Consider the following 20779-nt stretch of genomic DNA (forward strand, 5'->3'; position numbering starts at 1 on the left):
CGGACATCTCCTGTCATCAGATGTCCTGAGTGTTGATCCGAAACGTTTCGGATACCAACCTAAACGTTTCGGATTTGTGATCGGTTTATGATTTTAACGCGTTTAGGCGGTTTCGCCTGGCGAGAATTCAGGTTGCCACAGCACCTGAAGTTGAGAGAGGTCATCGCCGCCAATCAGCTGGCGCACCATGTCAGCAATTTGTTTGCCCACGCCCTGCCGGGTGGACTGAATCACCGCCGCCACGTCGGTCTCAACAATGCTGTCCTGCGGCAGCCCGTCGTACACGATCAGCGCCACCGCGTGTTCACCGCTTAAACGTCCGGCTTGCGCCAGCGCCATGGCGGCCCCGTCACCGTGGGTGTTGCAATCGGTGATAATGGCGCTCGGCGGTTGTGCGAGCGCGAGCAGCGCCTGCGTGGTGTTATACCCTGCGCGACGAGATGGCGGCATAGCGCGCAGCCATTCGCTGGACAGTCCGGCTTCACGCAGTGCATCGAGATAACCCTGTCGACGCTGGGTTATGAACGCCTGATTATTGCTTTCACCCAGCAGCGCAATACGCTGATGACCTTTTGCAATCAACCAGCGTGTGGCGTTATACGTCCCGGCGTAGTTGTCAAAATCAAACCAGGCGTAAGGCTGCGGCAACTGACTGCGACCCAGCGCCAGGAAAGGGAATCCCGCCGCCTGAAGCTGTTCAAGACGCGGATCGTGATCGAGCGTATGCGCCACAATCAACGCATCCACGCGCCGGCTTTGTACCATGCGCATATAGCTGTGTTTGTCGGCCAAATCGTCGTCCGCGATCAGCAGCAAATCGATCTCATGTCGCGCCAGTTCGTGGCTAATTTCGCCGACCATATCCATAAACACGCTGTTATTGAGCGGAACCGGATGCACCGGAAACACCAGCCCAACAGCGTCGATTTTGCCCATTTTCAGGCGACGGGCAAACGTATTCGGGCGATAGCCACGGCGCTGGGCTTCGGCTTCAACGCGCGCGCGCGTTTCGCTGGACACGTCATCATATCCGTTGAGGGCGCGACTGACGGTGGTAACGGACAGCCCCAGTTCTTTGGCAATGGCTTTAAGCGACATGATTTTCCGTGTCCTGCTGTTTAGTTTTGTTCCGCCACCATAAGCGCGTACGTATCTCGCTCAAGGGCTTTGAAGATATGCGGCTGGTCTGCGGGATAGCAAATATAGTCCCCTTCGCCCAGCTCTTCAGGCGCTTCCGTCAGGCCAACCAACGCCCGGCCTTGTGTCACAATAATGTGTTCCACTGACCCCGGCGGATGTGGCTGCGAAACGCGATCCGCACCCGGCTGAGCCATCAGCATATACACATCGCGACGAGCGCCTGGCGGGCATGCGGCCAACAAAATCGCCTGATAATTTGCGTGCTCGGCGGTCACTTTTGTCCCTTCGCCACGGCGAATTACCTGCGTGGTGGGCTGCTGCGGCTCCAGTAAACGGGCAAACGGAATGTCGAGTGCGACACAAAGCGACCATAATGTTTCCAGACTCGGATTGCCGTTGCCGGACTCTAGCTGAGAAAGCGTAGATTTCGCGATCCCGGCACGACGCGCGATTTCCGCCAGTGAAAGCCCGGTCCGCGTACGCTCTCGCACCAGACTTTTGGCGATAACGCTAATTGGCTGCGTCATAAAAAGGGCCTCTGTTCTATAAATCGAACGAATCGTTCATCTTGTAAAACAATATTGATGCGTTCATTATAATGGAAACTCGTTCGATATGGCTAAAATTGTATGAAGCATTATTTCTCCTGCCTGAAAGGCGACACGATAAAAGCAATCGTCCTGGTGTGCCTGGCCGTGGGCGTCGTTGGGGTGTCCTACGGTTCGCTGGCGATGGCATATGGTTTCCCGATATGGGTGCCGTTTCTCCTTTCACTCACCGTGCTGGCGGGTGCATCGGAATTTATGTTTATCGGTATTGTCGCCAGCGGCGGAAATCCGCTTGCCGCCGCCGCCGCAGGGTTGCTGGTTAATGCGCGTCATGTCCCGTTTGGCGTGACAGTGCGCGATCTGGTCGGCAAGCGCGGCGCGAGCTTTTTAGGCTGCCACATTATGAATGATGAAAGCGTGGTATTTGGTCTGTCGCAAAAAACGCCGGAGCAGCGTAAAGCAGCCTATTGGCTGTGCGGTTTGGGCGTCGCCATCATCTGGCCGCTCGGCACGCTGCTGGGCGCAGGGGTGGGAAAATTATTGCCTGCGCCGGAGACCATCGGCCTGGACGCCGTTTTCCCGGCCATTTTATTGGCTTTGGTGGTGCCCGCGTTTAAGAACCGCACCACGCTTATCCGCGCCTTTAGCGGTGCGGCGCTGTCGCTGGCGGCGGTGCCGTTTGCACCCGTCGGTTTGCCGGTGTTGCTCTCGTTACTGGGCCTCGCCGCGAGGAAGAAATAATGGGCAATATGACGGTTTTCATCCTCGGCATCGCCATTTTATCGGCGGGAACGTACCTGATGCGCCTCGGCGGCGCGAAGCTGGGGAATCGTTTAGCGCTTTCTGAGCGTTCTCAGGCGCTGCTTTCCGATGCCGCAACGGTGCTGTTATTTTCCGTGGCGCTGGCAACCACCTTCTACGAAGGCGAACATTTTGCCGGAATGGCGCGGGTGACAGGTGTGGCGTTTGCAGTGTTTTTGGCGTGGCGGAAAATGCCGCTGATCGTGGTGATTTTTGCGGCGGCGGTGGTCACCGCGCTGATGCGCGTGGCAGGCATAAACTAAAAAAGCGCCCCAGGGGCGCTCTTTCGACAGGTGATTCGCTTATTTAGTCAGTTCAGCGGTCATGTGAACCTGGTTACCGGTGAATGCCTGAGTAATTTTATAAGATGACGCGCCCGCTTCTTGTGCCTGAGCAGCAATTTTCGCTTCTGCACCGTCAATGGTGGTTGCGGTCGCGGTCACTGACTGAGCAGCAAATGAACCGAAAGAAGTAGCCAGTGCGATTACTGCAACAAAAGTTTTGATGTTTTTCATGATATAAATCCTTCAGCAAGTTGTTTAGATAAGGCGTTGTGCCTTGATGTGATAATAATAGGCCTCATCACCGATAACTAAAAGCGGAAGGATTTGCTAAAGTCTTTCAAATTTACTGATCAATAATCAAGCGCTCAGGATGCGTATAAATCGTCACGCGCCCCGGTTTACAAAAGCCCACCAGCGTCAGATTGCAGCGCTGCGCTACCTCGACCGCCAGCGTCGTCGCCGCGGATACCGCGAACAGAATTTCAACGCCACACATCGCGGCTTTTTGCACCATCTCATAACTTGCCCGGCTGGACACCAGAACAGCACCCTGCTGCCACGCGTCACGTTCACCCGCACGACGGCCCAGCAGTTTATCCAGCGCGACGTGACGTCCTACATCTTCGTGTCCGCCTGCAATTTCACCCGACGGTAAAACCCAGGCGGCGGCATGCGTGCAGCCACTCAGTTGACCAATGGGCTGAACATCGTTGAGATGCTCCAGAGCATGATCGAGCTGCCGGAGATTGAACGTCTGGGTGAACGGCAGCGGGGTAATGGGCTTGCCGATATCGTTGAGTTGCTCGACACCGCATACGCCGCAGCCCGTGCGGCCAGCCAGCGCGCGACGACGCTCTTTGAGCCCCATAAAGCGGCGGCTGGACAGCTCGATTTGTACTTCGAGACCGTTGCAGACGTTGACAACATCCATGCCGTAAATTTCCTGAGGCTGCTCGATAATGCCTTCAGATAGCGAAAAGCCGATGGCAAACAGCTGGAGATCTTTAGGCGAGGCCATCATCACGACATGGGAAATTCCGTTGTAAACCAGCGCAACGGGCACCTCCTCCGCCAGAAAATCAGGGACGGAATGGGTAATGTGAGGGGGTCTGTGTACCGAATGTTCCACCACGCCCACAGGCAGTGTAGACAATTGGGCATCACGATTCTGTTTTGACACAACGGTATTCCTGAGCAACCACGTAGGTGAGACCTGCTATTGCATCATAAACCGCAGGCCTCGCGCATAGTATGGATCAACTTTTCGGCTCCCATACCCTTCAAGTTTACCTACTCCTTCTGGAGAGGCACAACGTTGACACCGATACAAAATCGTAACAACCCCTAAGTAAAATGTGATTAGTGTCACACTTTATAATCGCCACAGTGATAATACGCTCACTTTGTTTTAACACGGCGGGAACAGGCTTACCGACATTGTGGTATTCTCAACATATCCCTCGTGCAAATGGGGGAATAAATCAATTTTTCACCTTTGTGGTTATTTCTCATCCATAAAGTAAAACAATAATGCCCCTAAATAACTCGCATAACGGGTTAAACGCCCGCTGTCCGAGGAATGAAGGGTGGCAATGTCGAAACAAGGAGTGACCCATGCAGGTCAGCAGAAGGCAGTTCTTTAAGATCTGCGCTGGCGGTATGGCAGGCACGACGGTAGCCGCGCTGGGCTTTGCCCCAGGCGTCGCGCTCGCGGAAACACGGCAGTACAAACTGCTGCGTACCCGTGAAACCCGTAATACCTGCACTTACTGCTCTGTCGGTTGCGGGCTGTTAATGTATAGCCTCGGCGACGGCGCGAAAAACGCTAAAGCATCTATTTTCCATATCGAAGGTGACCCGGACCATCCGGTCAACCGTGGCGCGCTGTGTCCGAAAGGCGCAGGTCTGGTGGATTTCATCCACTCAGAAAGCCGCCTCAAATTCCCCGAGTACCGCGCACCTGGCTCTGATAAGTGGCAGCAAATCACCTGGGACGACGCATTTGACCGCATCGCTAAGCTGATGAAAGAAGATCGCGACGCCAACTTTATGCCGCAGAACGCGGACGGCGTAACGGTCAACCGCTGGCTCTCCACCGGGATGCTGTGTGCCTCGGCGTCCAGCAACGAAACCGGCTATTTAACCCAGAAATTCACGCGTGCACTCGGTATGCTCGCGGTCGACAACCAGGCGCGTGTCTGACACGGACCAACGGTAGCAAGTCTTGCTCCAACATTTGGTCGCGGTGCGATGACCAACCACTGGGTCGACATCAAAAACGCCAACCTCATCGTCGTGATGGGTGGGAACGCGGCAGAAGCGCATCCGGTGGGATTCCGCTGGGCGATGGAAGCCAAAATCCATAATGGCGCGAAACTGATTGTGATCGATCCCCGCTTCACGCGAACTGCGTCAGTGGCGGATTTCTACACCCCTATTCGATCGGGTACTGACATTACTTTCCTGTCGGGCGTTTTGCTGTATCTGCTCACCAACGAAAAATATAACCGTGAATACGCCGAAGCCTACACCAACGCCAGCCTGATCGTGCGTGAGGATTATGGCTTTGAAGATGGCTTGTTCAGCGGTTACGACGCCGAAAAACGCAAGTACGACAAAACCAGCTGGAACTACGAGCTGGACGAGAACGGCTTTGCGAAACGCGACACCACGCTGACGCATCCACGCTGTGTATGGAATTTGCTTAAAGAGCACGTTTCCCGTTACACGCCAGATGTGGTCGAAAACATCTGCGGCACGCCAAAAGCGGATTTCCTGAAAGTGTGCGAATACATTGCGGAAACCAGCGCCAAAGACAAAACGGCGTCGTTCCTGTATGCGCTCGGCTGGACGCAACACTCCGTCGGGGCGCAGAACATTCGCACCATGGCGATGATTCAGCTGCTGCTCGGCAACATGGGGATGGCAGGCGGCGGCGTCAACGCCCTGCGCGGTCACTCCAATATTCAGGGGCTCACCGACCTTGGTCTGCTGTCACAAAGCCTGACGGGCTATATGACGCTGCCAAGCGAGAAGCAGACCGACCTCCAGACCTATCTGACTGCCAACACGCCGAAACCGCTGCTGGAAGGCCAGGTCAACTACTGGGGCAACTACCCGAAATTCTTCGTCTCAATGATGAAGGCCTTTTACGGCGACAAAGCGACGGCTGAGAACAGCTGGGGCTTTGACTGGTTGCCGAAGTGGGACAAAGGGTACGACGTGCTGCAGTACTTCGAGATGATGCACCAGGGCAAAGTGAACGGCTATCTATGCCAGGGCTTTAACCCGGTCGCCTCGTTCCCGAACAAAAACAAGGTGGTGGAATCACTGTCGAAGCTGAAATTCCTGGTCACCATTGATCCGCTCAATACAGAGACCGCGACTTTCTGGCAGAACCACGGCGAATCAAACGACGTCGATCCGTCAAAGATTCAGACCGAAGTGTTCCGTCTGCCATCGACCTGCTTCGCCGAAGAGAACGGTTCGATCGTCAACTCCGGCCGCTGGTTGCAGTGGCACTGGAAAGGCGCAGACGCCCCGGGCATCGCCATGAACGACGGCGAGATCCTGGCCGGTATCTTCATGCGCCTGCGTAAGATGTATGCGACCGAAGGCGGCGCGAATCCGGAACCGGTTCTGAACATGACCTGGAACTATTCGACGCCAGAAAATCCAGCGCCAGAAGAAGTGGCGATGGAGAGCAACGGTAAAGCATTGGCGGATATTATCGATCCGGCCACCGGCACCGTGCTGGCGAAGAAAGGTGAACAGCTGAGCACCTTTGCGCACCTGCGCGATGACGGCTCAACCTCCAGCGGTTGCTGGATCTTCGCCGGTAGCTGGACGCCGAAAGGCAACCAGATGGCTAACCGCGATAACGCCGATCCGTCAGGTCTTGGCAATACGCTGGGCTGGGCGTGGGCGTGGCCGCTGAACCGTCGAATTTTGTACAACCGCGCATCCGCCGATCCGCAGGGCAATCCGTGGGACCCGAAACGTCAACTCCTGAAATGGGATGGCGCGAAATGGGGTGGCGTCGATATTCCGGACTACAGCGCCGCCGCACCGGGCAGCGACGTGGGGCCGTTTATCATGCAGCCTGAAGGGATGGGCCGCCTGTTTGCTATCGATAAGATGGCGGAAGGGCCGTTCCCGGAACACTACGAGCCGTTTGAGACGCCGCTGGGCACTAACCCGCTGCACCCAAATGTTATCTCTAACCCGGCCGCCCGTATCTTTAAAGGCGATCTGGAAGCGCTGGGTAAAAAAGATAAATTCCCGTATGTCGGCACCACTTACCGCCTGACCGAGCACTTCCACTACTGGACCAAACACGCGCTGCTTAATGCCATCGCGCAGCCGGAACAGTTTGTGGAGATCGGTGAGAAGCTGGCGAATAAGCTCGGCATCGCGCACGGCGACACGGTGAAAGTCTCGTCTAACCGTGGCTATATCAAAGCCAAGGCGGTGGTGACTAAACGTATTCGCACGCTGAATGTTCACGGCCAGCAGGTGGATACCATTGGTATTCCGATTCACTGGGGTTACGAAGGTGTGGCGAAGAAAGGCTTTATTGCCAACACCCTGACGCCGTTTGTCGGTGATGCAAATACGCAGACGCCGGAGTTTAAGGCTTTCCTCGTGAACGTGGAAAAGGTGTAAGGAAGACGACTTATGGCTTATCAATCGCAAGACATTATTCGTCGTTCCGCGACTAACGGTTTCACGCCCGCGCCTCAGGCGCGGGACCACCAGCAGGAAGTGGCAAAGCTTATTGACGTCACCACCTGTATCGGCTGTAAGGCCTGTCAGGTGGCGTGTTCCGAGTGGAACGATATCCGTGACGAAGTGGGACATAACGTCGGGGTGTACGATAACCCCGCCGATTTGACCGCTAAATCCTGGACGGTGATGCGTTTTTCGGAAGTGGAACAGAACGACAAACTGGAATGGCTGATCCGCAAAGACGGCTGTATGCACTGTGCCGATCCGGGCTGCCTGAAGGCGTGTCCGTCGGAAGGGGCTATCATTCAGTATGCCAACGGCATCGTCGATTTTCAGTCCGAGCAGTGCATTGGCTGCGGCTATTGCATCGCAGGCTGTCCGTTCGACGTCCCGCGCATGAACCCGGAAGACAACCGCGTCTACAAATGTACGCTGTGCGTTGACCGCGTGAATGTCGGCCAGGAGCCGGCCTGCGTGAAAACCTGTCCGACGGGCGCTATCCACTTTGGCTCCAAAGAGGATATGAAAACGCTGGCGGGCGAGCGCGTCTCCGAGCTGAAAACCCGTGGATATGACAACGCAGGTCTGTACGATCCGGCGGGTGTTGGCGGGACGCACGTGATGTATGTACTGCACCACGCCGACAAGCCGAATCTGTATCACGGCCTGCCGGAGAACCCGGAGATCAGCGCGACCGTGAAGTTCTGGAAAGGTATCTGGAAACCGCTGGCCGCCGTTGGCTTTGCGGCGACGTTTGCCGCCAGTATCTTCCACTATGTCGGTGTCGGTCCTAACCGTGCGGATGATGAAGAAGACAATCTTCATGAGGAAAAAGACACGCCTCGTGACGATCATGAGGAGGAGCGCAAATGAGGAAACGTGACACCATCGTGCGCTACACCGCGCCCGAACGTATCAACCACTGGGTCACCGCTTTCTGCTTCATGCTGGCGGCGATAAGCGGGCTGGGATTTTTCTTCCCATCCTTCAACTGGCTGATGCAAATCATGGGTACCCCGCAGCTGGCGCGAATTCTGCACCCGTTTGTCGGCGTGATTATGTTTGCGTCGTTCATCATCATGTTTTTCCGTTACTGGCACCATAACCTAATCAATCGGGATGATATCTTTTGGGCGAAGAATATTCGTAAGATCGTCGTCAACGAGGAAGTGGGTGACACCGGGCGTTATAACTTCGGCCAGAAATGCGTATTCTGGGCGGCGATTATTTTCCTGGTTCTGCTGCTGGTGAGCGGTGTGATCATCTGGCGTCCGTACTTTGCGCCTGCTTTCTCAATCCCGGTGATCCGATTTGCGCTGATGCTGCATTCATTTGCCGCAGTAGCGTTAATTGTGGTTATCATGGTGCATATTTACGCGGCCCTTTGGGTCAAAGGCACCATTACCGCGATGGTGGAAGGATGGGTTACCAGTGCCTGGGCGAAGAAACATCACCCGCGCTGGTACCGAGAAGTCCGAAAGACAACGGAAAAGAAAACTGAATGAGCATTCGCATAATCCCGCAAGATGAGCTGGGTTCGAGCGAGAAACGCACGGCGGATTACATTCCGCCGTTGTTATTCCCCAGACTCAAGAACCTCTACAACCGCCGCGCAGAGCGTCTGCGCGAGCTGGCAGAGAACAATCCGCTTGGCGATTTCTTGCGCTTCGCCGCGCTGGTCGCCCACGCGCAGGAAGTGGTGCTGTACGATCACCCGCTGCAAATCGACCTGACCGCGCGCATCAAAGAAGCGAACGATCAGGGCAAGCCGCCGCTGGATATCCACGTTTTACCGCGCGATAAGCACTGGCACACGCTGCTGCACTCTTTGATTGCTGAGCTGAAGCCCGAGATGAGCGGCCCAGCGCTGGCAGTTATCGAGAATCTGGAAAAAGCCTCAGAGCTTGAACTGGAAGAGATGGCGAGCGCGCTGTTTGCTGCGGATTTCGCGTTAGTCAGCAGTGATAAAGCACCGTTTATTTGGGCTGCGCTGTCGCTCTACTGGGCGCAAATGGCCAGCCTGATTCCGGGCAAAGCGCGCGCGGAGTATGGCGAAGCCCGCCAGTTCTGCCCGGTCTGCGGCTCAATGCCGGTCACCAGCATGGTGCAAATCGGCACGACGCAAGGCCTGCGCTATCTGCACTGCAACCTGTGTGAAACCGAGTGGCACGTGGTGCGCATTAAATGCAGCAACTGCGAGCAGACCCGCGATCTGAACTACTGGTCGCTGGAAAACGAAAACGCGGCCGTTAAAGCGGAAAGTTGCGGTGATTGCGGGACGTATCTGAAGATTCTTTATCAGGAAAAAGACCCGAAAGTGGAAGCCGTCGCGGACGATCTCGCCACGCTGGTACTGGACGCGCATATGGAGCAAGAGGGCTTTGCCCGCAGCTCTATCAACCCGTTCCTGTTCCCGGGTGAAGGGGAGTAGTCTCCATACGGGCCCGGTTAGCGAATATGCAGCCGGGCTTATTTAATGTGAAAGCGCAGGAATGACATGCAGCGGATCGTTGGCAATCGCACGGAGCAGCGCCTTTGCAGGACCGGTGGGTGAACGTCGCCCTTGTTCCCAGTTACGCAGAGTATCAACGCTAACAGAAATTAAATTGGCGAATTTGCTTTGCGAGAGTCCGGAAGCCTGACGAATCTCTTTGATTTTCAGCGCATCAATTTGAAAGGTCCGAGATGGCTGACGTTGACCCTCAGCAATCTCGTTCATTTGAGCCATGCTTTGCGTTAAACGCTCAAATAACATTTTATCCATTTACCACCCCTCATTAAGCTTTTTCAGAACCGCTTTCTCACTTGCTGACAGGTCATCTTTGATCCCTTTACGGTAAATCAGCAACAATCTAATTTCACTGTTATGGATACGGTGATAATAAATCACCCTCACACCACCCCGCTTCCCTTTGCCTCCTGCAAGCCAACGGATCTTACGTAGGCCCCCCGTATTAGGGATCACATCGCCATGGTCGGGTTGTGTGGCAAGGAACACCTGGAATTCGTGATATTGGACATCATCCAGAAGAAGTTTGACGTCTTGCGTGAAGATTTCCGTTTCAGTGAATAGCATTAAATATACGCCATTGGCTTATGGTAATAAATGCCTAATGTACGTCATTGACGTACCCCTCATTGAATACGTTAGGGGGATACATCATAGAATGCTACTTATTGCTCTGACCGCGTTTCATCTATGCGAGCCGCTTTCCAGAAGCGCAACGCGCCGCTTACTCTTCCTCGTTGCCGCCCTCTTCAAAGGCACCATACGGTTTTGCAGGCAGGACAATATAGGTTCCCTCGAACACAGCGCCCGACGTCTCGTCGCCAAACAGCTCTACCTGCATCTGCACGCGGGCTTTACGTCCACGCGCCAGACGGTCCAGATCGCCGCTCAGGCAGCCTAAATCGGCAATAGCGCTCGGTTTACCGCTGATGGGTCTGCTGTAACGGATATGCGCATCGGCAAGAATAATGGTCCCGCCAAGGTGGCGTTCTCGCAGCATCAGCCAGATCAATCCCCAGCCCGTCAGCGTCGCCAGCGAGAACAGACTCCCGGCGAACAGCGTGTGGTGCGGATTTTGATTGCCAATTTCCGGCATGGTGGTAATGAATTTCTGGCCGGTATATTGCTGGATGCGTACGCCCATTTTCTCGCTGAGCGGAATGTGCTGATACCAGGCCTGCTGAAGCTGACCGCACCAGTCGCCGCGATGCAGAATATCATCGAGTGAAGCGATCGGTTTAATCATCAGGAAATGACGAATCGGCGTGGTTTGCGGCGCGGTAATTTCGCCTTCGTTGACGAATCCCAGCTTGGAGAAAAACTCGACCGCATCTTCGCGGGCACTGCAGGTGACGCGCTTTACGCCCTCCTGACGGGCCACGGACTCCAGCGTCATCGCCATCAGCGTGCCCAGACCTTTGTCCTGTACGGAGGGATGCACCGCCATAAAGCGGATGGAGGCTTCATAGTCGGCGTTGATGTATAAGCGGCCGACAGCAACCAAATTCCCCTCTTCGTCCACCACCATCTGATGGTGCGCCATCGCATCCCAGGCATCACGCTCTGAGCCTTTCGGCTGATGCAACGGTTTGCGCAGCATTTCCCAACGGAAATGGTAGTAAACCTCTAACTCTTCTTCTGTTTGCGGTACGCGTAGATGATACATAGCGGTACTCTCTCTTGTTACACGCGGCCAGGCCGCCAGCTGGCTCATACCTGCAGCCAGAAGGTGACGGGGCCATCGTTCACCAACGAGACCTGCATATCTGCAGCGAATCGTCCGGTTTGCGTATTCATTTCCTGTTGGCGACAACGCTCAACAAAGTATTCGTACAACGCCTCTGCACGATCGGGCGCGGCGCCTTTTGAAAATCCTGGGCGCATGCCGCGATCGGTATCGGCCGCCAGCGTAAATTGAGACACCACCAGCACGCTGCCACCGGCCTGCTGGACGTTAAGATTCATCTTGCCGTCTGCATCGCTGAAAATGCGATAGCCGAGCACTCGCTCGCACAAGCGGTTGGCTTTTTGCTCGTCGTCATCCTTTTCGACACCTAACAACACCAAAAGTCCTGGGCCAATTTCACCCGTCACCTCGTCCTCCACGGTAACGCTGGCACGGGTTACGCGCTGAATCAATGCAATCATGGTTGGTCTGCTTCTTCTTGTTCTGCGGCTAATTTGAGTTTGCGGTATTCCCCGAGAGTGACAGTTATTTCCGCCCCAAGCAAGACGATGCACCAGGTCCAGTAGACCCAGACGAACAGGATCGGCACGACGGCCAGCACGCCATAGATCAGCTGATAGGAAGGGAACGTGGTGATGTAAAGTGCGAAGCCTTTTTTGCCCAGCTCAAATAAAATCGCGGCGACCAGCGCGCCCGCCATGGCATCGCGATTGGGCACGCGCGTGGTCGGCACTACGCTGTACAGTAGCCAGAAAGCGAGCCACGACAGGATTAACGGAAAGAGCCGAAGCACGTTATCGATCACCGTGTTGAGCTCGCTGGCCCAGCGCAGCGACAGCAGATAAGAACTGATGGCCAGACTTGCCCCAGCCAGCAGTGGCCCGAGCGTGAGGATCATCCAGTAGACGGCAAAAGAGTACACTTTTGGCCGCACTTTTTTGCTGCGCCAGATGGTATTGAGCGCGCTATCGATGGCATACATCAGCAGCAGCGCCGTGACGATCAGCCCACAGGCACCGACTGCCGTCATCTTGTTGGAGTTGGCGACAAACTGTTCGATATAGCGCTGAATAACATCGCCCGTAGCGGGCATAAAGTTAGCGAAGACAAAGTGTCTCAGCTGGACGCTGACTTCCGAAAACATCGGAAATGCAGCGAACAGCGCAAAAATCACCGCCACCAGCGGCACCAATGAGAGCAGTGACACATACGCGAGGTTGCCCGCCAGCGTGGTCATATTGTCCTCATCAATGCGCTGCCAGAGCAGTTTTACCCAGGCCCGAAACGGACGGGTGTGATGTTCGGCTTTTTGATGAACGTTTTTTAACATACCTGCTTCGCAAAATAGTTCGGTATCGTCTCTTTTCCTGTCACCAGAATTGAGGTGATACCCAACTGGTTAGCTCCCTCTATATTATCGGCGTTGTCGTCAAAAAAGACCGCATCGGCGGCGGAGAAACCTTCGGCCTGCAAGACGGCCTGATAAATTCGCGCTTCCGGCTTACGCATGCCCATCTCCTGAGAAAGGTAAATTTTATCGGCTGCTGCGCGAATCTCCGGATATTCCTCCGGCCAGAACGTGGTGTGAAGACGGTTAGTATTGGACAGGACCACCACGCGATGCCCCTGCTCACGCAGTTTGTGCATGATGTCGACAACGTCCGGACGTATCGCCACAAAGACCGCCTGCCAGCCGTGGGAAAATTGTTCGTAGCTCAGCGGCAAATCCATTTCATGGCACATCGCTTCTGCGAAGGCCTCATCGCTGATTTCACCGCGCTCATGCTGATGAAACGCCTCGCCCATGGCGAAGTTCTGCTTGAGCGTCGCCAGCGGGACACGGCTGAAATCGCTCCACGCCCCCAGCACCCGATTGAAATCGATATCAACGATGACATTTCCTAAGTCAAAGATATAAAGCATGTTTATCCCCTTCGCTCCGTGGAGAAATAACTGTAGCGGGAAAGATAAGCTTTGGCTATGCGCCAGATTCAGCTTAGAGAAAGAGAGCAAAAAACCCGGTGCGGTGTGGACCGGGTCTGCCTGTCAGGGAGATTAGCCTGCCTGCTGTTCGTCGCTGGAGCTGACTTCGACCAGCTCAACATGGCTGTTTCTGAGAAGGGATTGCAATGCGGTGCCGGGAACCTCATCGGTAAACAACGCGGTCGCCTGGGCGACGTTACCGATCTCAACGGCGGCGGAGGCCTGATATTTTGTATGATCGGCCGCCAGTAAAACATGCCGGGCGTGGGCGATCATCGTTTTTACGACGCTGGCTTCATTGACGTCAAACTCCATCATTGCCCCGTCGGGTTCAATGGCTCCGACGCTGGTCACCAGGTAATCTGCCCGAAAACCTGAGACAAAAGCCGTGGCAGCAGGGCCAATAATGCCGCCGTTATGCGCACGCAACGTTCCGCCCGGCACCATCACTTCAAAACGCGGATTTTTGTAGAGAATATGCGCCACCCGCAGACTGTTAGTGATAATGCGCAGATGGTTGTGATTCAGCAGGGCGCGCGCCACATGTTCCACCGTGGTACCAATGGTGATGAAAATCGTCGAACCGTCCGGGATATAATCAGCAATGGCTTCGGCGATTGCCCGTTTCTCCTCCGTCAGAGAGACTTCACGCTGTTCAAACGCCGTATTCACCACACTCGACGCACGCCCCGCGCCGCCGTGATGGCGCGTAATCAATCCTTGCTCGCTGAGCTTGCGAATATCACGCCGCACCGTTTGCGTTGAGACATCCAGCAGTTGCGCCAGTTCATCAATGTTCATGTAGCCACGATCGGCGATCAATGTGAGCAATTGATCGTGCCGTGGATTACCGGTCATTTCGGTAAGGCTCATGGGCTGTCCTCTGAAAACCATCACGCCCCGCATTTTATACAAAAAGTGACAAGAAAGAGCGGGTTTGATCACAGTCGGGGATTCCCGCCCGTCCGCCGGGGCGGGTGCATTTTAATGCCGCGACGGCGCTGGCGAAGCGCACCGCTTCCTGTGCGGGCTGATTCTGCGCCAGTCCCACCGCCAGTGCACCGTGAAAAACATCCCCTGCTCCAGTGGTATCCACGACGTCGATCTGAAAAGCCGGCAGATGGCTCAGTGCCCCCTTTTCAAGCCAATAACAACCGTCTTTGCCCTGCGTGACGTACACATGTCCATTTGTGAGCGTTTGTGCTTTTTTCAGGGCGCTTTCAGCCTCGGCGATTTGCGTCATACGCTGCAGGCCCGGGGCGGAAAAGGCGGCGTGATCGCTTAAGGCCACCAGATCGGCAATATCCTGCGGGGTGATATCCGCATCCAGAACCGTTGTAACCCCTTGCTGACGAGCCAGGGTTAATGCCTGTTTTGCGCCGTCATGCCAGCGTACGTCTGCCAGCACCACATCCCACTGTGAAAAGTCGATATCCTGCAACCAGTCCGCTTCCGCCGGGAGATCGGGGCTCGGGTAGTTGGCAATAATCCGTTCGCCGCTGGCATCGACCAGCACCGCCGATTGCGAAGAGCGCGCGCCCTTAAAAATCCGGGTAAAGCGCGTATTTACTCCCAGGGACTCCAGCTCCGCGAGGAGCCGACTGCCGGTATCGTCATCGCCCACCCGCCCAATAAAGTCCACGTTGGCCCCCAGTTTCGCCGCAGCCACCGCCGCAGTGGCCGCCGGACCACCGCCCACTTCCGTGTAATTGTTTGCCACATATTTGCCTCCCTCTTTGGGTAAATCAGCGAGATACCAGATGCGATCCAGCACGGTGATGCCAACACAAGCGATTCGAGCCATGGTGATTCCTTCCCTCAATTGGATGTGACCATTTTAATTTCATCAAATGTTTAAAAAGTGACCCATGTCTATTTTTTGACTATAAATTACAAATACGATCAAAAACAGACACCACAAACGCTCACGAATAGACAAACTGTGACAATAACGCATTAGCAGGAGAGAGGCATGTCAGTGATTGCATTTATTGGTCTGGGACAAATGGGCGCGCCGATGGCGAACAATTTGCTCAAACAGGGTCATCAGCTTCACGTTTATGACGTTAACCCGCAGGCGGTTCAGGCGTTGGTCGAAAAAGGTGCGGCGTCTGCCGAAACGCCTGCCGATGCCGCCAGAGGGGCGGAATTTATCATCACGATGCTGCCAAACGGCGATCTGGTCCGTGCCGTGTTATTCGGTGAGAACGGGGTTTGCGACGGCTTATCCCGTGATGCACTGGTCATTGATATGTCGACCATTCATCCGCTGCAAACCGACAACCTCATCGCTGAGATGGTCGAGCGTGGTTTTAGCATGATGGACGCGCCTGTTGGCCGGACATCCGATCATGCAATCGCCGGAACGCTGCTGCTGCTGGCAGGCGGTACGTCGCAGCAGGTTGAACGCGCCACCCCGGTGCTGATGGCGATGGGGAACGAGTTAATCGAGGCAGGCGGCCCGGGGATGGGCATCCGCGTGAAGCTTATCAATAACTACATGAGTATTGCCCTGAACGCGTTATCCGCCGAGGCCGCCGTGCTGTGCGAAGCGCTGGGTCTCTCCTTCGATGTGGCCCTTAAGGTCATGAGCGGCACGCCGGCGGGCAAAGGGCATTTCACCACCTCGTGGCCGAACAAAGTGCTGAAAGGCGATCTTTCGCCAGCGTTCATGATCGACCTCGCGCATAAAGATCTGGGCATCGCTCTGGACGTGGCTAATCAGCTGCACGTTCCCATGCCGCTGGGCGCGGCCTCTCGTGAAGTTTATAACCAGGCGCGTGCCGCCGGGCGCGGTCGCGAAGACTGGACCGCCATTCTTGAACAAGTTCGCGCATCTGCCGGGCTGAACAACCAACACTGATGAAGAAAAGGACTATTGCATGACGACGTACACCCTGAAAGATATCACCCGACCTTCCGGCGGTTTTTCCATGCTGGCGGTCGATCAGCGTGAAGCGATGCGCCTGATGTTTGCCGCTGCGGGTGTGCCTGCACCGGTGACCGATCGGCATTTAACCGATTTCAAAGTGAACGCAGCAAAGATTCTGTCACCCTATGCCTCGGCGATTCTGGTCGATCAGCAATTCTGCTACCACCAGATCGTGGAACAAAACGCGATAGCAAAAAGCTGCGCCATGATTGTCGCCGCAGACGAATTTATTCCGGGCAATGGTATTCCGGTCGACAGCGTGGTGATTGATAACGGTGTTGATGCACAAGCGGTAAAACGCGATGGCGGCAAAGCGCTCAAGCTGCTGGTGCTGTGGCGCAACGACGAAGATCCCGCGCAACGCCTGGAGATGGTGCGTAATTTTAACCAGCTTTGCCACGCGAATGGCTTGCTCAGCATTATCGAACCCGTTGTGCGCCCACCGCGTCGGGGTGATGTTTTTGACCGCGAGAAGGCCATTATTGAAGCGGCAAAAGAGCTGGGTGACAGCGGCGCAGATCTCTACAAAGTCGAGATGCCGCTTTACGGCAAAGGCACACAGCAAACCCTGCTCAACGCCTCGCAAAAGCTGAATGAGCAGATCAACATGCCGTGGGTGATTCTCTCGTCCGGTGTCGATGAGAAGCTGTTCCCGCGCGCGGTGAGTGTGGCAATGCAGGCAGGGGCGTCTGGCTTCCTCGCCGGACGAGCCGTGTGGTCTTCCGTCGTGGGTCTGCCGGATACCGAGCTGATGCTGCGCGATATTTCTGTGCCGAAACTGCAGCGATTGGGCGAAATCGTCGACGAAATGATGGCTCGCCGCTAGAAAAGGACATGAACATGAAATGGTTTAACACTCTCAGCCACAACCGCTGGCTGGAACAAGAGACCGATCGCATTCTGGATTTTGGTAAAAACGCCGCCGTCCCGACCGGGTTTGGCTGGCTGGGCAATAACGGTCAGGTGCGAAGCGATATGGGCACGCATCTGTGGATCACCGCCCGCATGCTGCACGTGTATGCGGTCGCCGCCGGAATGGGCCGCCCCGGCGCGTATGCGCTGGTCGATCATGGCATTAAAACCCTGAACGGCGCGCTGCGCGACCAGCAGTACGGCGGCTGGTACGCCTGCGTGAATGACGAAGGTGTAGTCGATGCCTCCAAACAGGGTTATCAGCACTTCTTCGTCCTGCTAGGGGCCGCCAGTGCGGTCACCACCGGTCACCCTGAGGCGCGTCCGCTGCTTGATGAGGCCATCGCCGTTATTGAGAAATACTTCTGGAGCGAACAGGAACAAATGTGCCTGGAATCCTGGGACGAAGCCTTCAGCAAAACCGAGGATTACCGCGGCGGCAACGCCAATATGCACGCGGTCGAAGCGTTTCTCATCGTCTATGACGTGACGCACGATCGTAAATGGCTCGATCGCGCCCTGCGCATTGCGTCAGTGATTATTCACGACGTCGCCCGTAAGGGTGAGTACCGCGTGAATGAGCATTTCGACACCCACTGGAACCCCATCCGCGATTACAACAAGGATAACCCCGCGCACCGTTTTCGTGCCTATGGCGGGACGCCGGGCCACTGGATCGAGTGGGGCCGTCTGATGCTGCATCTGCGCGCCGCGCTGGAAGCACGCTTTGAAACCCCACCGGAATGGCTGCTGGAAGATGCAAAAGGCTTATTCCACGCCACGATCCGTGACGCCTGGGCACCTGATGGCGCCGACGGGTTTGTCTATTCCGTAGGCTGGGACGGTAAACCGATTGTGCGTGAACGCGTGCGCTGGCCGATTGTTGAGGCCATGGGTACGGCCTATGCGCTCTATACCGTCACCGGCGATCCGCAGTACGAAGCCTGGTATCAGAAATGGTGGGATTACTGCATCAAGTACCTGATGGATTACGAAAACGGCTCATGGTGGCAGGAACTGGATACCAACAATGAAGTAACGACCAAAGTCTGGGATGGCAAACAGGATATCTACCATCTTTTGCACTGTCTGGTGATCCCTCGCCTGCCGCTGGCACCAGGGCTTGCGCCTGCGGTCGCCGCCGGGCTACTCGACAGCCAGGCCAAATAACAATACTCCCGAAACGATGGAGATCGTATGACTACCCTACATGATGTCAACCTGACCACGCTCGACAATGGCTTTACCTTACGCTGGCAAAACCGGCTGATTTTGGCCCATACCGATGAAGCGCCCTGCCTGTGGATCGGCACCGGTGTGGCGGATATCGAGATGTTTCGCGGTAATTTCAGCATCAAAGATAAGCTGAATGAAAAAATCGCACTGACAGAGGCGACCGTCACCCACCAGCAAAACGGCTGGGCGATTCGCTTTACCCGTGGCGATACGGTGAGTGCCACGCTGCTTGTCGGGGCAGACGATCAGGGCCGACTTGAAATTAAACTCAAAAACGATGCCGCCAGCCATAACCGCATCTGGCTGCGGCTGGCGGCCGAGCCAGAAGATCACATCTACGGCTGTGGCGAACAGTTCTCGTATTTCGATTTGCGTGGCAAACCCTTCCCGCTGTGGACCAGCGAACAGGGCGTGGGGCGTAACAAACAGACGTATGTCACCTGGCAGGCTGACTGTAAAGAGAATGCGGGCGGCGATTATTACTGGACCTTCTTCCCGCAGCCAACCTTTGTCAGCACGCAAAAGTATTACTGCCACGTTGATAACAGCTGCTATATGAATTTTGATTTTAGCGCGCCCGATTTCCACGAACTGGCCTTCTGGGAAGATAACGCCACGCTGCGCTTCGAATGTGCAGAAACGTATATCGATCTGCTGGAAAAATTAACGGGGCTGCTGGGCCGTCAGCCTGAACTGCCAGACTGGGTTTACGATGGCGTGACGCTGGGGATTCAGGGCGGGACCGACATTTGCCAGCAAAAGCTGGACACCCTGCGCAACGGCGGCGTGAAGGTAAATGGGATTTGGGCGCAGGACTGGTCCGGCATCCGCATGACCTCTTTCGGCAAGCGCGTGATGTGGAACTGGAAGTGGAACAGTGAGCTTTATCCGCAGCTGAATGAGCGTATTGCGCAGTGGAAGCGCGAAGGGGTGCAGTACCTTTCGTATATCAATCCGTACGTCGCCAGCGACCGTGACTTGTGCGAAGAGGCCTCTAAACGCGGGTATCTCACCAAAGACGCTGAGGGAAAGGATTACCACGTTGAGTTTGGTGAGTTCTATGCCGGCGTCATTGATCTGACCAATCCGGAGGCTTACGCCTGGTACAAAGAGGTCATCAAAAAGAATTTAATAGAACTCGGGTGCGGTGGCTGGATGGCCGACTTCGGTGAGTATCTGCCGACCGACACCTTCCTGCACAACGGCGTCAGCGCAGAGATCATGCATAACGCCTGGCCAGCACTGTGGGCAAAATGTAACTACGAGGCGCTGGAAGAGACCGGCAAGCTCGGGGAGATCCTGTTCTTTATGCGGGCAGGTTACACCGGCAGCCAGAAACACTCCCTGATGATGTGGGCAGGCGATCAGAACGTGGACTGGAGCCTGGACGATGGTCTGGCCTCGGTGATCCCGGCGGCGCTGTCGCTGGCGATGACCGGACACGGCCTGCACCATAGCGACATTGGCGGTTACACCACGCTCTTTGAGATGAAACGCAGTAAAGAGCTGCTGTTGCGCTGGTGCGATTTCAGCGCCTTTACTCCCATGATGCGCACCCACGAAGGCAATCGCCCCGGTGATAACTGGCAGTTTGACAGCGATGCTGAAACCATCGCCCATTTTGCCCGTATGACCACCGTCTTCACGACCCTCAAACCTTACATCAAAGACGCTGTAGCCCAGAACGCCAAATCTGGCCTGCCGGTAATGCGCCCGCTCTTCCTGCATTACGAGGATGATGCCCATACCTACACGCTGAAATATCAGTATCTGTTTGGCCGCGATCTGCTGGTTGCGCCAGTGTATGAAGAGGGCCGCAGCGACTGGACGCTGTATCTGCCGCAGGACAACTGGGTCAATGCCTGGACCGGAGAGCGCTATCAGGGAGGCGAAGTGACCGTTGCTGCGCCTCTCGGCCAACCCCCGGTCTTTTGGCGCGAGCAAAGTGAATGGGCCGATCTGTTTGGCCGCTTACGTCAACTCTGATAAGGCTCGCCCGCAGGGAAACCTGCGGGCAGA

The 20779-nt window shown here is 55.5% G+C and carries 22 protein-coding genes; 10 read left to right on the forward strand and 12 right to left on the reverse strand.

What is annotated here, in order from left to right; translation table 11 throughout:
* Window positions 1–102: 102 nt before the first annotated feature.
* Window positions 103–1098, reverse strand: coding sequence for a LacI family DNA-binding transcriptional regulator (locus AC0LWE_RS20345; RefSeq protein WP_204771899.1), 996 nt, complete (start codon window positions 1096–1098; stop codon window positions 103–105).
* A gap of 20 nt (window positions 1099–1118) precedes the next feature.
* On the reverse strand, window positions 1119–1667 hold the full coding sequence (locus tag AC0LWE_RS20350) for a helix-turn-helix domain-containing protein (RefSeq protein ID WP_059180565.1): 549 nt from the start codon (window positions 1665–1667) through the stop codon (window positions 1119–1121).
* 102 nt (window positions 1668–1769) lie between these two features.
* Between AC0LWE_RS20350 and AC0LWE_RS20355 the strand changes: the two genes are divergently transcribed.
* Both AC0LWE_RS20355 and AC0LWE_RS20360 read left to right on the forward strand, forming a co-directional pair.
* The gene (locus AC0LWE_RS20355) at window positions 1770–2429 is read left to right on the forward strand and encodes an AzlC family ABC transporter permease (RefSeq protein WP_219347236.1); all 660 of its coding nucleotides are present in this window, start codon (window positions 1770–1772) and stop codon (window positions 2427–2429) included.
* Window positions 2429–2752: an AzlD domain-containing protein gene (locus AC0LWE_RS20360; RefSeq protein WP_131487120.1), complete on the forward strand. Its 324-nt coding sequence runs from the start codon at window positions 2429–2431 to the stop codon at window positions 2750–2752. Before AC0LWE_RS20355 ends, AC0LWE_RS20360 begins: the two co-directional genes overlap by 1 nt.
* A 39-nt stretch (window positions 2753–2791) precedes the next feature.
* Here AC0LWE_RS20360 and AC0LWE_RS20365 read toward each other — a convergent pair whose 3' ends face one another.
* Together AC0LWE_RS20365 and fdhD are read right to left on the reverse strand one after the other, a co-directional pair.
* The gene (locus tag AC0LWE_RS20365) at window positions 2792–3004 is read right to left on the reverse strand and encodes a YdgH/BhsA/McbA family protein (protein WP_015961041.1); all 213 of its coding nucleotides are present in this window, start codon (window positions 3002–3004) and stop codon (window positions 2792–2794) included.
* Between the two features lie 112 nt (window positions 3005–3116).
* A complete protein-coding gene (gene fdhD / locus AC0LWE_RS20370; protein ID WP_059180562.1) occupies window positions 3117–3953 on the reverse strand; it encodes a formate dehydrogenase accessory sulfurtransferase FdhD in 837 nt (278 codons plus the stop codon).
* A gap of 434 nt (window positions 3954–4387) precedes the next feature.
* Between fdhD and fdnG the strand changes: the two genes are divergently transcribed.
* The 4 genes from fdnG to fdhE are packed head-to-tail and all read left to right on the forward strand — an operon-like array spanning window position 4388 to window position 9932.
* Window positions 4388–7438 carry a formate dehydrogenase-N subunit alpha gene (fdnG, locus tag AC0LWE_RS20375; protein ID WP_138108107.1) on the forward strand — a complete coding sequence of 1017 codons (3051 nt, stop codon included), beginning with the start codon at window positions 4388–4390 and terminating at the stop codon, window positions 7436–7438.
* A gap of 12 nt (window positions 7439–7450) precedes the next feature.
* Window positions 7451–8374: a formate dehydrogenase subunit beta gene (fdxH, locus tag AC0LWE_RS20380; RefSeq protein ID WP_219347234.1), complete on the forward strand. Its 924-nt coding sequence runs from the start codon at window positions 7451–7453 to the stop codon at window positions 8372–8374.
* Window positions 8371–9006, forward strand: a complete 636-nt coding sequence (fdoI, locus tag AC0LWE_RS20385) for a formate dehydrogenase cytochrome b556 subunit (RefSeq protein WP_059180560.1) — start codon at window positions 8371–8373, stop codon at window positions 9004–9006. The genes fdxH and fdoI overlap by 4 nt, the downstream gene beginning before the upstream one ends.
* Window positions 9003–9932: a formate dehydrogenase accessory protein FdhE gene (gene fdhE, locus AC0LWE_RS20390; protein WP_234593281.1), complete on the forward strand. Its 930-nt coding sequence runs from the start codon at window positions 9003–9005 to the stop codon at window positions 9930–9932. Before fdoI ends, fdhE begins: the two co-directional genes overlap by 4 nt.
* A gap of 42 nt (window positions 9933–9974) precedes the next feature.
* On the opposite strand, the gene nadS is transcribed toward fdhE, so the two are convergent.
* The 8 genes from nadS to AC0LWE_RS20430 all read right to left on the reverse strand — a co-directional run bounded on the left by nadS (window position 9975) and on the right by AC0LWE_RS20430 (window position 15484).
* Window positions 9975–10265, reverse strand: coding sequence for a NadS family protein (nadS, locus tag AC0LWE_RS20395; protein WP_174343764.1), 291 nt, complete (start codon window positions 10263–10265; stop codon window positions 9975–9977).
* Complete coding sequence (locus tag AC0LWE_RS20400; protein WP_219347232.1) at window positions 10266–10577, reverse strand: type II toxin-antitoxin system RelE/ParE family toxin; 312 nt, start codon at window positions 10575–10577, stop codon at window positions 10266–10268.
* 157 nt (window positions 10578–10734) lie between these two features.
* Complete coding sequence (fabY, locus tag AC0LWE_RS20405) at window positions 10735–11676, reverse strand: fatty acid biosynthesis protein FabY (RefSeq protein ID WP_041689564.1); 942 nt, start codon at window positions 11674–11676, stop codon at window positions 10735–10737.
* A 44-nt stretch (window positions 11677–11720) separates the two neighbouring features.
* A complete protein-coding gene (gene dtd, locus AC0LWE_RS20410; protein ID WP_059180556.1) occupies window positions 11721–12158 on the reverse strand; it encodes a D-aminoacyl-tRNA deacylase in 438 nt (145 codons plus the stop codon).
* On the reverse strand, window positions 12155–13027 hold the full coding sequence (locus AC0LWE_RS20415) for a virulence factor BrkB family protein (protein WP_131487116.1): 873 nt from the start codon (window positions 13025–13027) through the stop codon (window positions 12155–12157). The genes dtd and AC0LWE_RS20415 overlap by 4 nt, the downstream gene beginning before the upstream one ends.
* The gene (gene yihX, locus AC0LWE_RS20420; RefSeq protein WP_015961052.1) at window positions 13021–13620 is read right to left on the reverse strand and encodes a glucose-1-phosphatase; all 600 of its coding nucleotides are present in this window, start codon (window positions 13618–13620) and stop codon (window positions 13021–13023) included. The genes AC0LWE_RS20415 and yihX overlap by 7 nt, the downstream gene beginning before the upstream one ends.
* A 132-nt stretch (window positions 13621–13752) precedes the next feature.
* Window positions 13753–14553 (reverse strand): DeoR/GlpR family DNA-binding transcription regulator, encoded by an 801-nt coding sequence (locus AC0LWE_RS20425; RefSeq protein ID WP_202694773.1) that lies wholly within the window; start codon window positions 14551–14553, stop codon window positions 13753–13755.
* A gap of 34 nt (window positions 14554–14587) precedes the next feature.
* Window positions 14588–15484 carry a sugar kinase gene (locus AC0LWE_RS20430; RefSeq protein WP_219347231.1) on the reverse strand — a complete coding sequence of 299 codons (897 nt, stop codon included), beginning with the start codon at window positions 15482–15484 and terminating at the stop codon, window positions 14588–14590.
* A gap of 168 nt (window positions 15485–15652) precedes the next feature.
* Between AC0LWE_RS20430 and yihU the strand changes: the two genes are divergently transcribed.
* From yihU to AC0LWE_RS20450, 4 genes are read left to right on the forward strand one after another with little or no spacing between them, the layout of a single operon-like run.
* The gene (gene yihU / locus AC0LWE_RS20435; protein WP_219347230.1) at window positions 15653–16543 is read left to right on the forward strand and encodes a sulfolactaldehyde 3-reductase; all 891 of its coding nucleotides are present in this window, start codon (window positions 15653–15655) and stop codon (window positions 16541–16543) included.
* 19 nt (window positions 16544–16562) lie between these two features.
* Window positions 16563–17438, forward strand: coding sequence for a sulfofructosephosphate aldolase (gene yihT, locus AC0LWE_RS20440; RefSeq protein ID WP_219347229.1), 876 nt, complete (start codon window positions 16563–16565; stop codon window positions 17436–17438).
* A 14-nt stretch (window positions 17439–17452) separates the two neighbouring features.
* Complete coding sequence (gene yihS / locus AC0LWE_RS20445) at window positions 17453–18694, forward strand: sulfoquinovose isomerase (RefSeq protein WP_059180550.1); 1242 nt, start codon at window positions 17453–17455, stop codon at window positions 18692–18694.
* Between the two features lie 27 nt (window positions 18695–18721).
* A complete protein-coding gene (locus tag AC0LWE_RS20450; protein ID WP_219347228.1) occupies window positions 18722–20746 on the forward strand; it encodes an alpha-glucosidase in 2025 nt (674 codons plus the stop codon).
* Window positions 20747–20779 lie beyond the last annotated feature (33 nt).

It is taken from the genome of Lelliottia sp. RD5, assembly GCF_056032945.1.

What these genes read in the sequence shown, in the direction of transcription:
- AC0LWE_RS20345 (WP_204771899.1), bottom strand. Translation starts at nt 1,098, where the DNA reads ATGTCGCTTAAAGCCATTGCCAAAGAACTGGGGCTGTCCGTTACCACC.
- AC0LWE_RS20350 (WP_059180565.1), bottom strand. Translation starts at nt 1,667, where the DNA reads ATGACGCAGCCAATTAGCGTTATCGCCAAAAGTCTGGTGCGAGAGCGT.
- AC0LWE_RS20355 (WP_219347236.1), top strand. Translation starts at nt 1,770, where the DNA reads ATGAAGCATTATTTCTCCTGCCTGAAAGGCGACACGATAAAAGCAATC.
- AC0LWE_RS20360 (WP_131487120.1), top strand. Translation starts at nt 2,429, where the DNA reads ATGGGCAATATGACGGTTTTCATCCTCGGCATCGCCATTTTATCGGCG.
- AC0LWE_RS20365 (WP_015961041.1), bottom strand. Translation starts at nt 3,004, where the DNA reads ATGAAAAACATCAAAACTTTTGTTGCAGTAATCGCACTGGCTACTTCT.
- fdxH (WP_219347234.1), top strand. Translation starts at nt 7,451, where the DNA reads ATGGCTTATCAATCGCAAGACATTATTCGTCGTTCCGCGACTAACGGT.
- fdoI (WP_059180560.1), top strand. Translation starts at nt 8,371, where the DNA reads ATGAGGAAACGTGACACCATCGTGCGCTACACCGCGCCCGAACGTATC.
- fdhE (WP_234593281.1), top strand. Translation starts at nt 9,003, where the DNA reads ATGAGCATTCGCATAATCCCGCAAGATGAGCTGGGTTCGAGCGAGAAA.
- nadS (WP_174343764.1), bottom strand. Translation starts at nt 10,265, where the DNA reads ATGGATAAAATGTTATTTGAGCGTTTAACGCAAAGCATGGCTCAAATG.
- AC0LWE_RS20400 (WP_219347232.1), bottom strand. Translation starts at nt 10,577, where the DNA reads ATGCTATTCACTGAAACGGAAATCTTCACGCAAGACGTCAAACTTCTT.
- fabY (WP_041689564.1), bottom strand. Translation starts at nt 11,676, where the DNA reads ATGTATCATCTACGCGTACCGCAAACAGAAGAAGAGTTAGAGGTTTAC.
- dtd (WP_059180556.1), bottom strand. Translation starts at nt 12,158, where the DNA reads ATGATTGCATTGATTCAGCGCGTAACCCGTGCCAGCGTTACCGTGGAG.
- AC0LWE_RS20415 (WP_131487116.1), bottom strand. Translation starts at nt 13,027, where the DNA reads ATGTTAAAAAACGTTCATCAAAAAGCCGAACATCACACCCGTCCGTTT.
- yihX (WP_015961052.1), bottom strand. Translation starts at nt 13,620, where the DNA reads ATGCTTTATATCTTTGACTTAGGAAATGTCATCGTTGATATCGATTTC.
- AC0LWE_RS20425 (WP_202694773.1), bottom strand. Translation starts at nt 14,553, where the DNA reads ATGAGCCTTACCGAAATGACCGGTAATCCACGGCACGATCAATTGCTC.
- AC0LWE_RS20430 (WP_219347231.1), bottom strand. Translation starts at nt 15,484, where the DNA reads ATGGCTCGAATCGCTTGTGTTGGCATCACCGTGCTGGATCGCATCTGG.
- yihU (WP_219347230.1), top strand. Translation starts at nt 15,653, where the DNA reads ATGTCAGTGATTGCATTTATTGGTCTGGGACAAATGGGCGCGCCGATG.
- yihT (WP_219347229.1), top strand. Translation starts at nt 16,563, where the DNA reads ATGACGACGTACACCCTGAAAGATATCACCCGACCTTCCGGCGGTTTT.
- yihS (WP_059180550.1), top strand. Translation starts at nt 17,453, where the DNA reads ATGAAATGGTTTAACACTCTCAGCCACAACCGCTGGCTGGAACAAGAG.
- AC0LWE_RS20450 (WP_219347228.1), top strand. Translation starts at nt 18,722, where the DNA reads ATGACTACCCTACATGATGTCAACCTGACCACGCTCGACAATGGCTTT.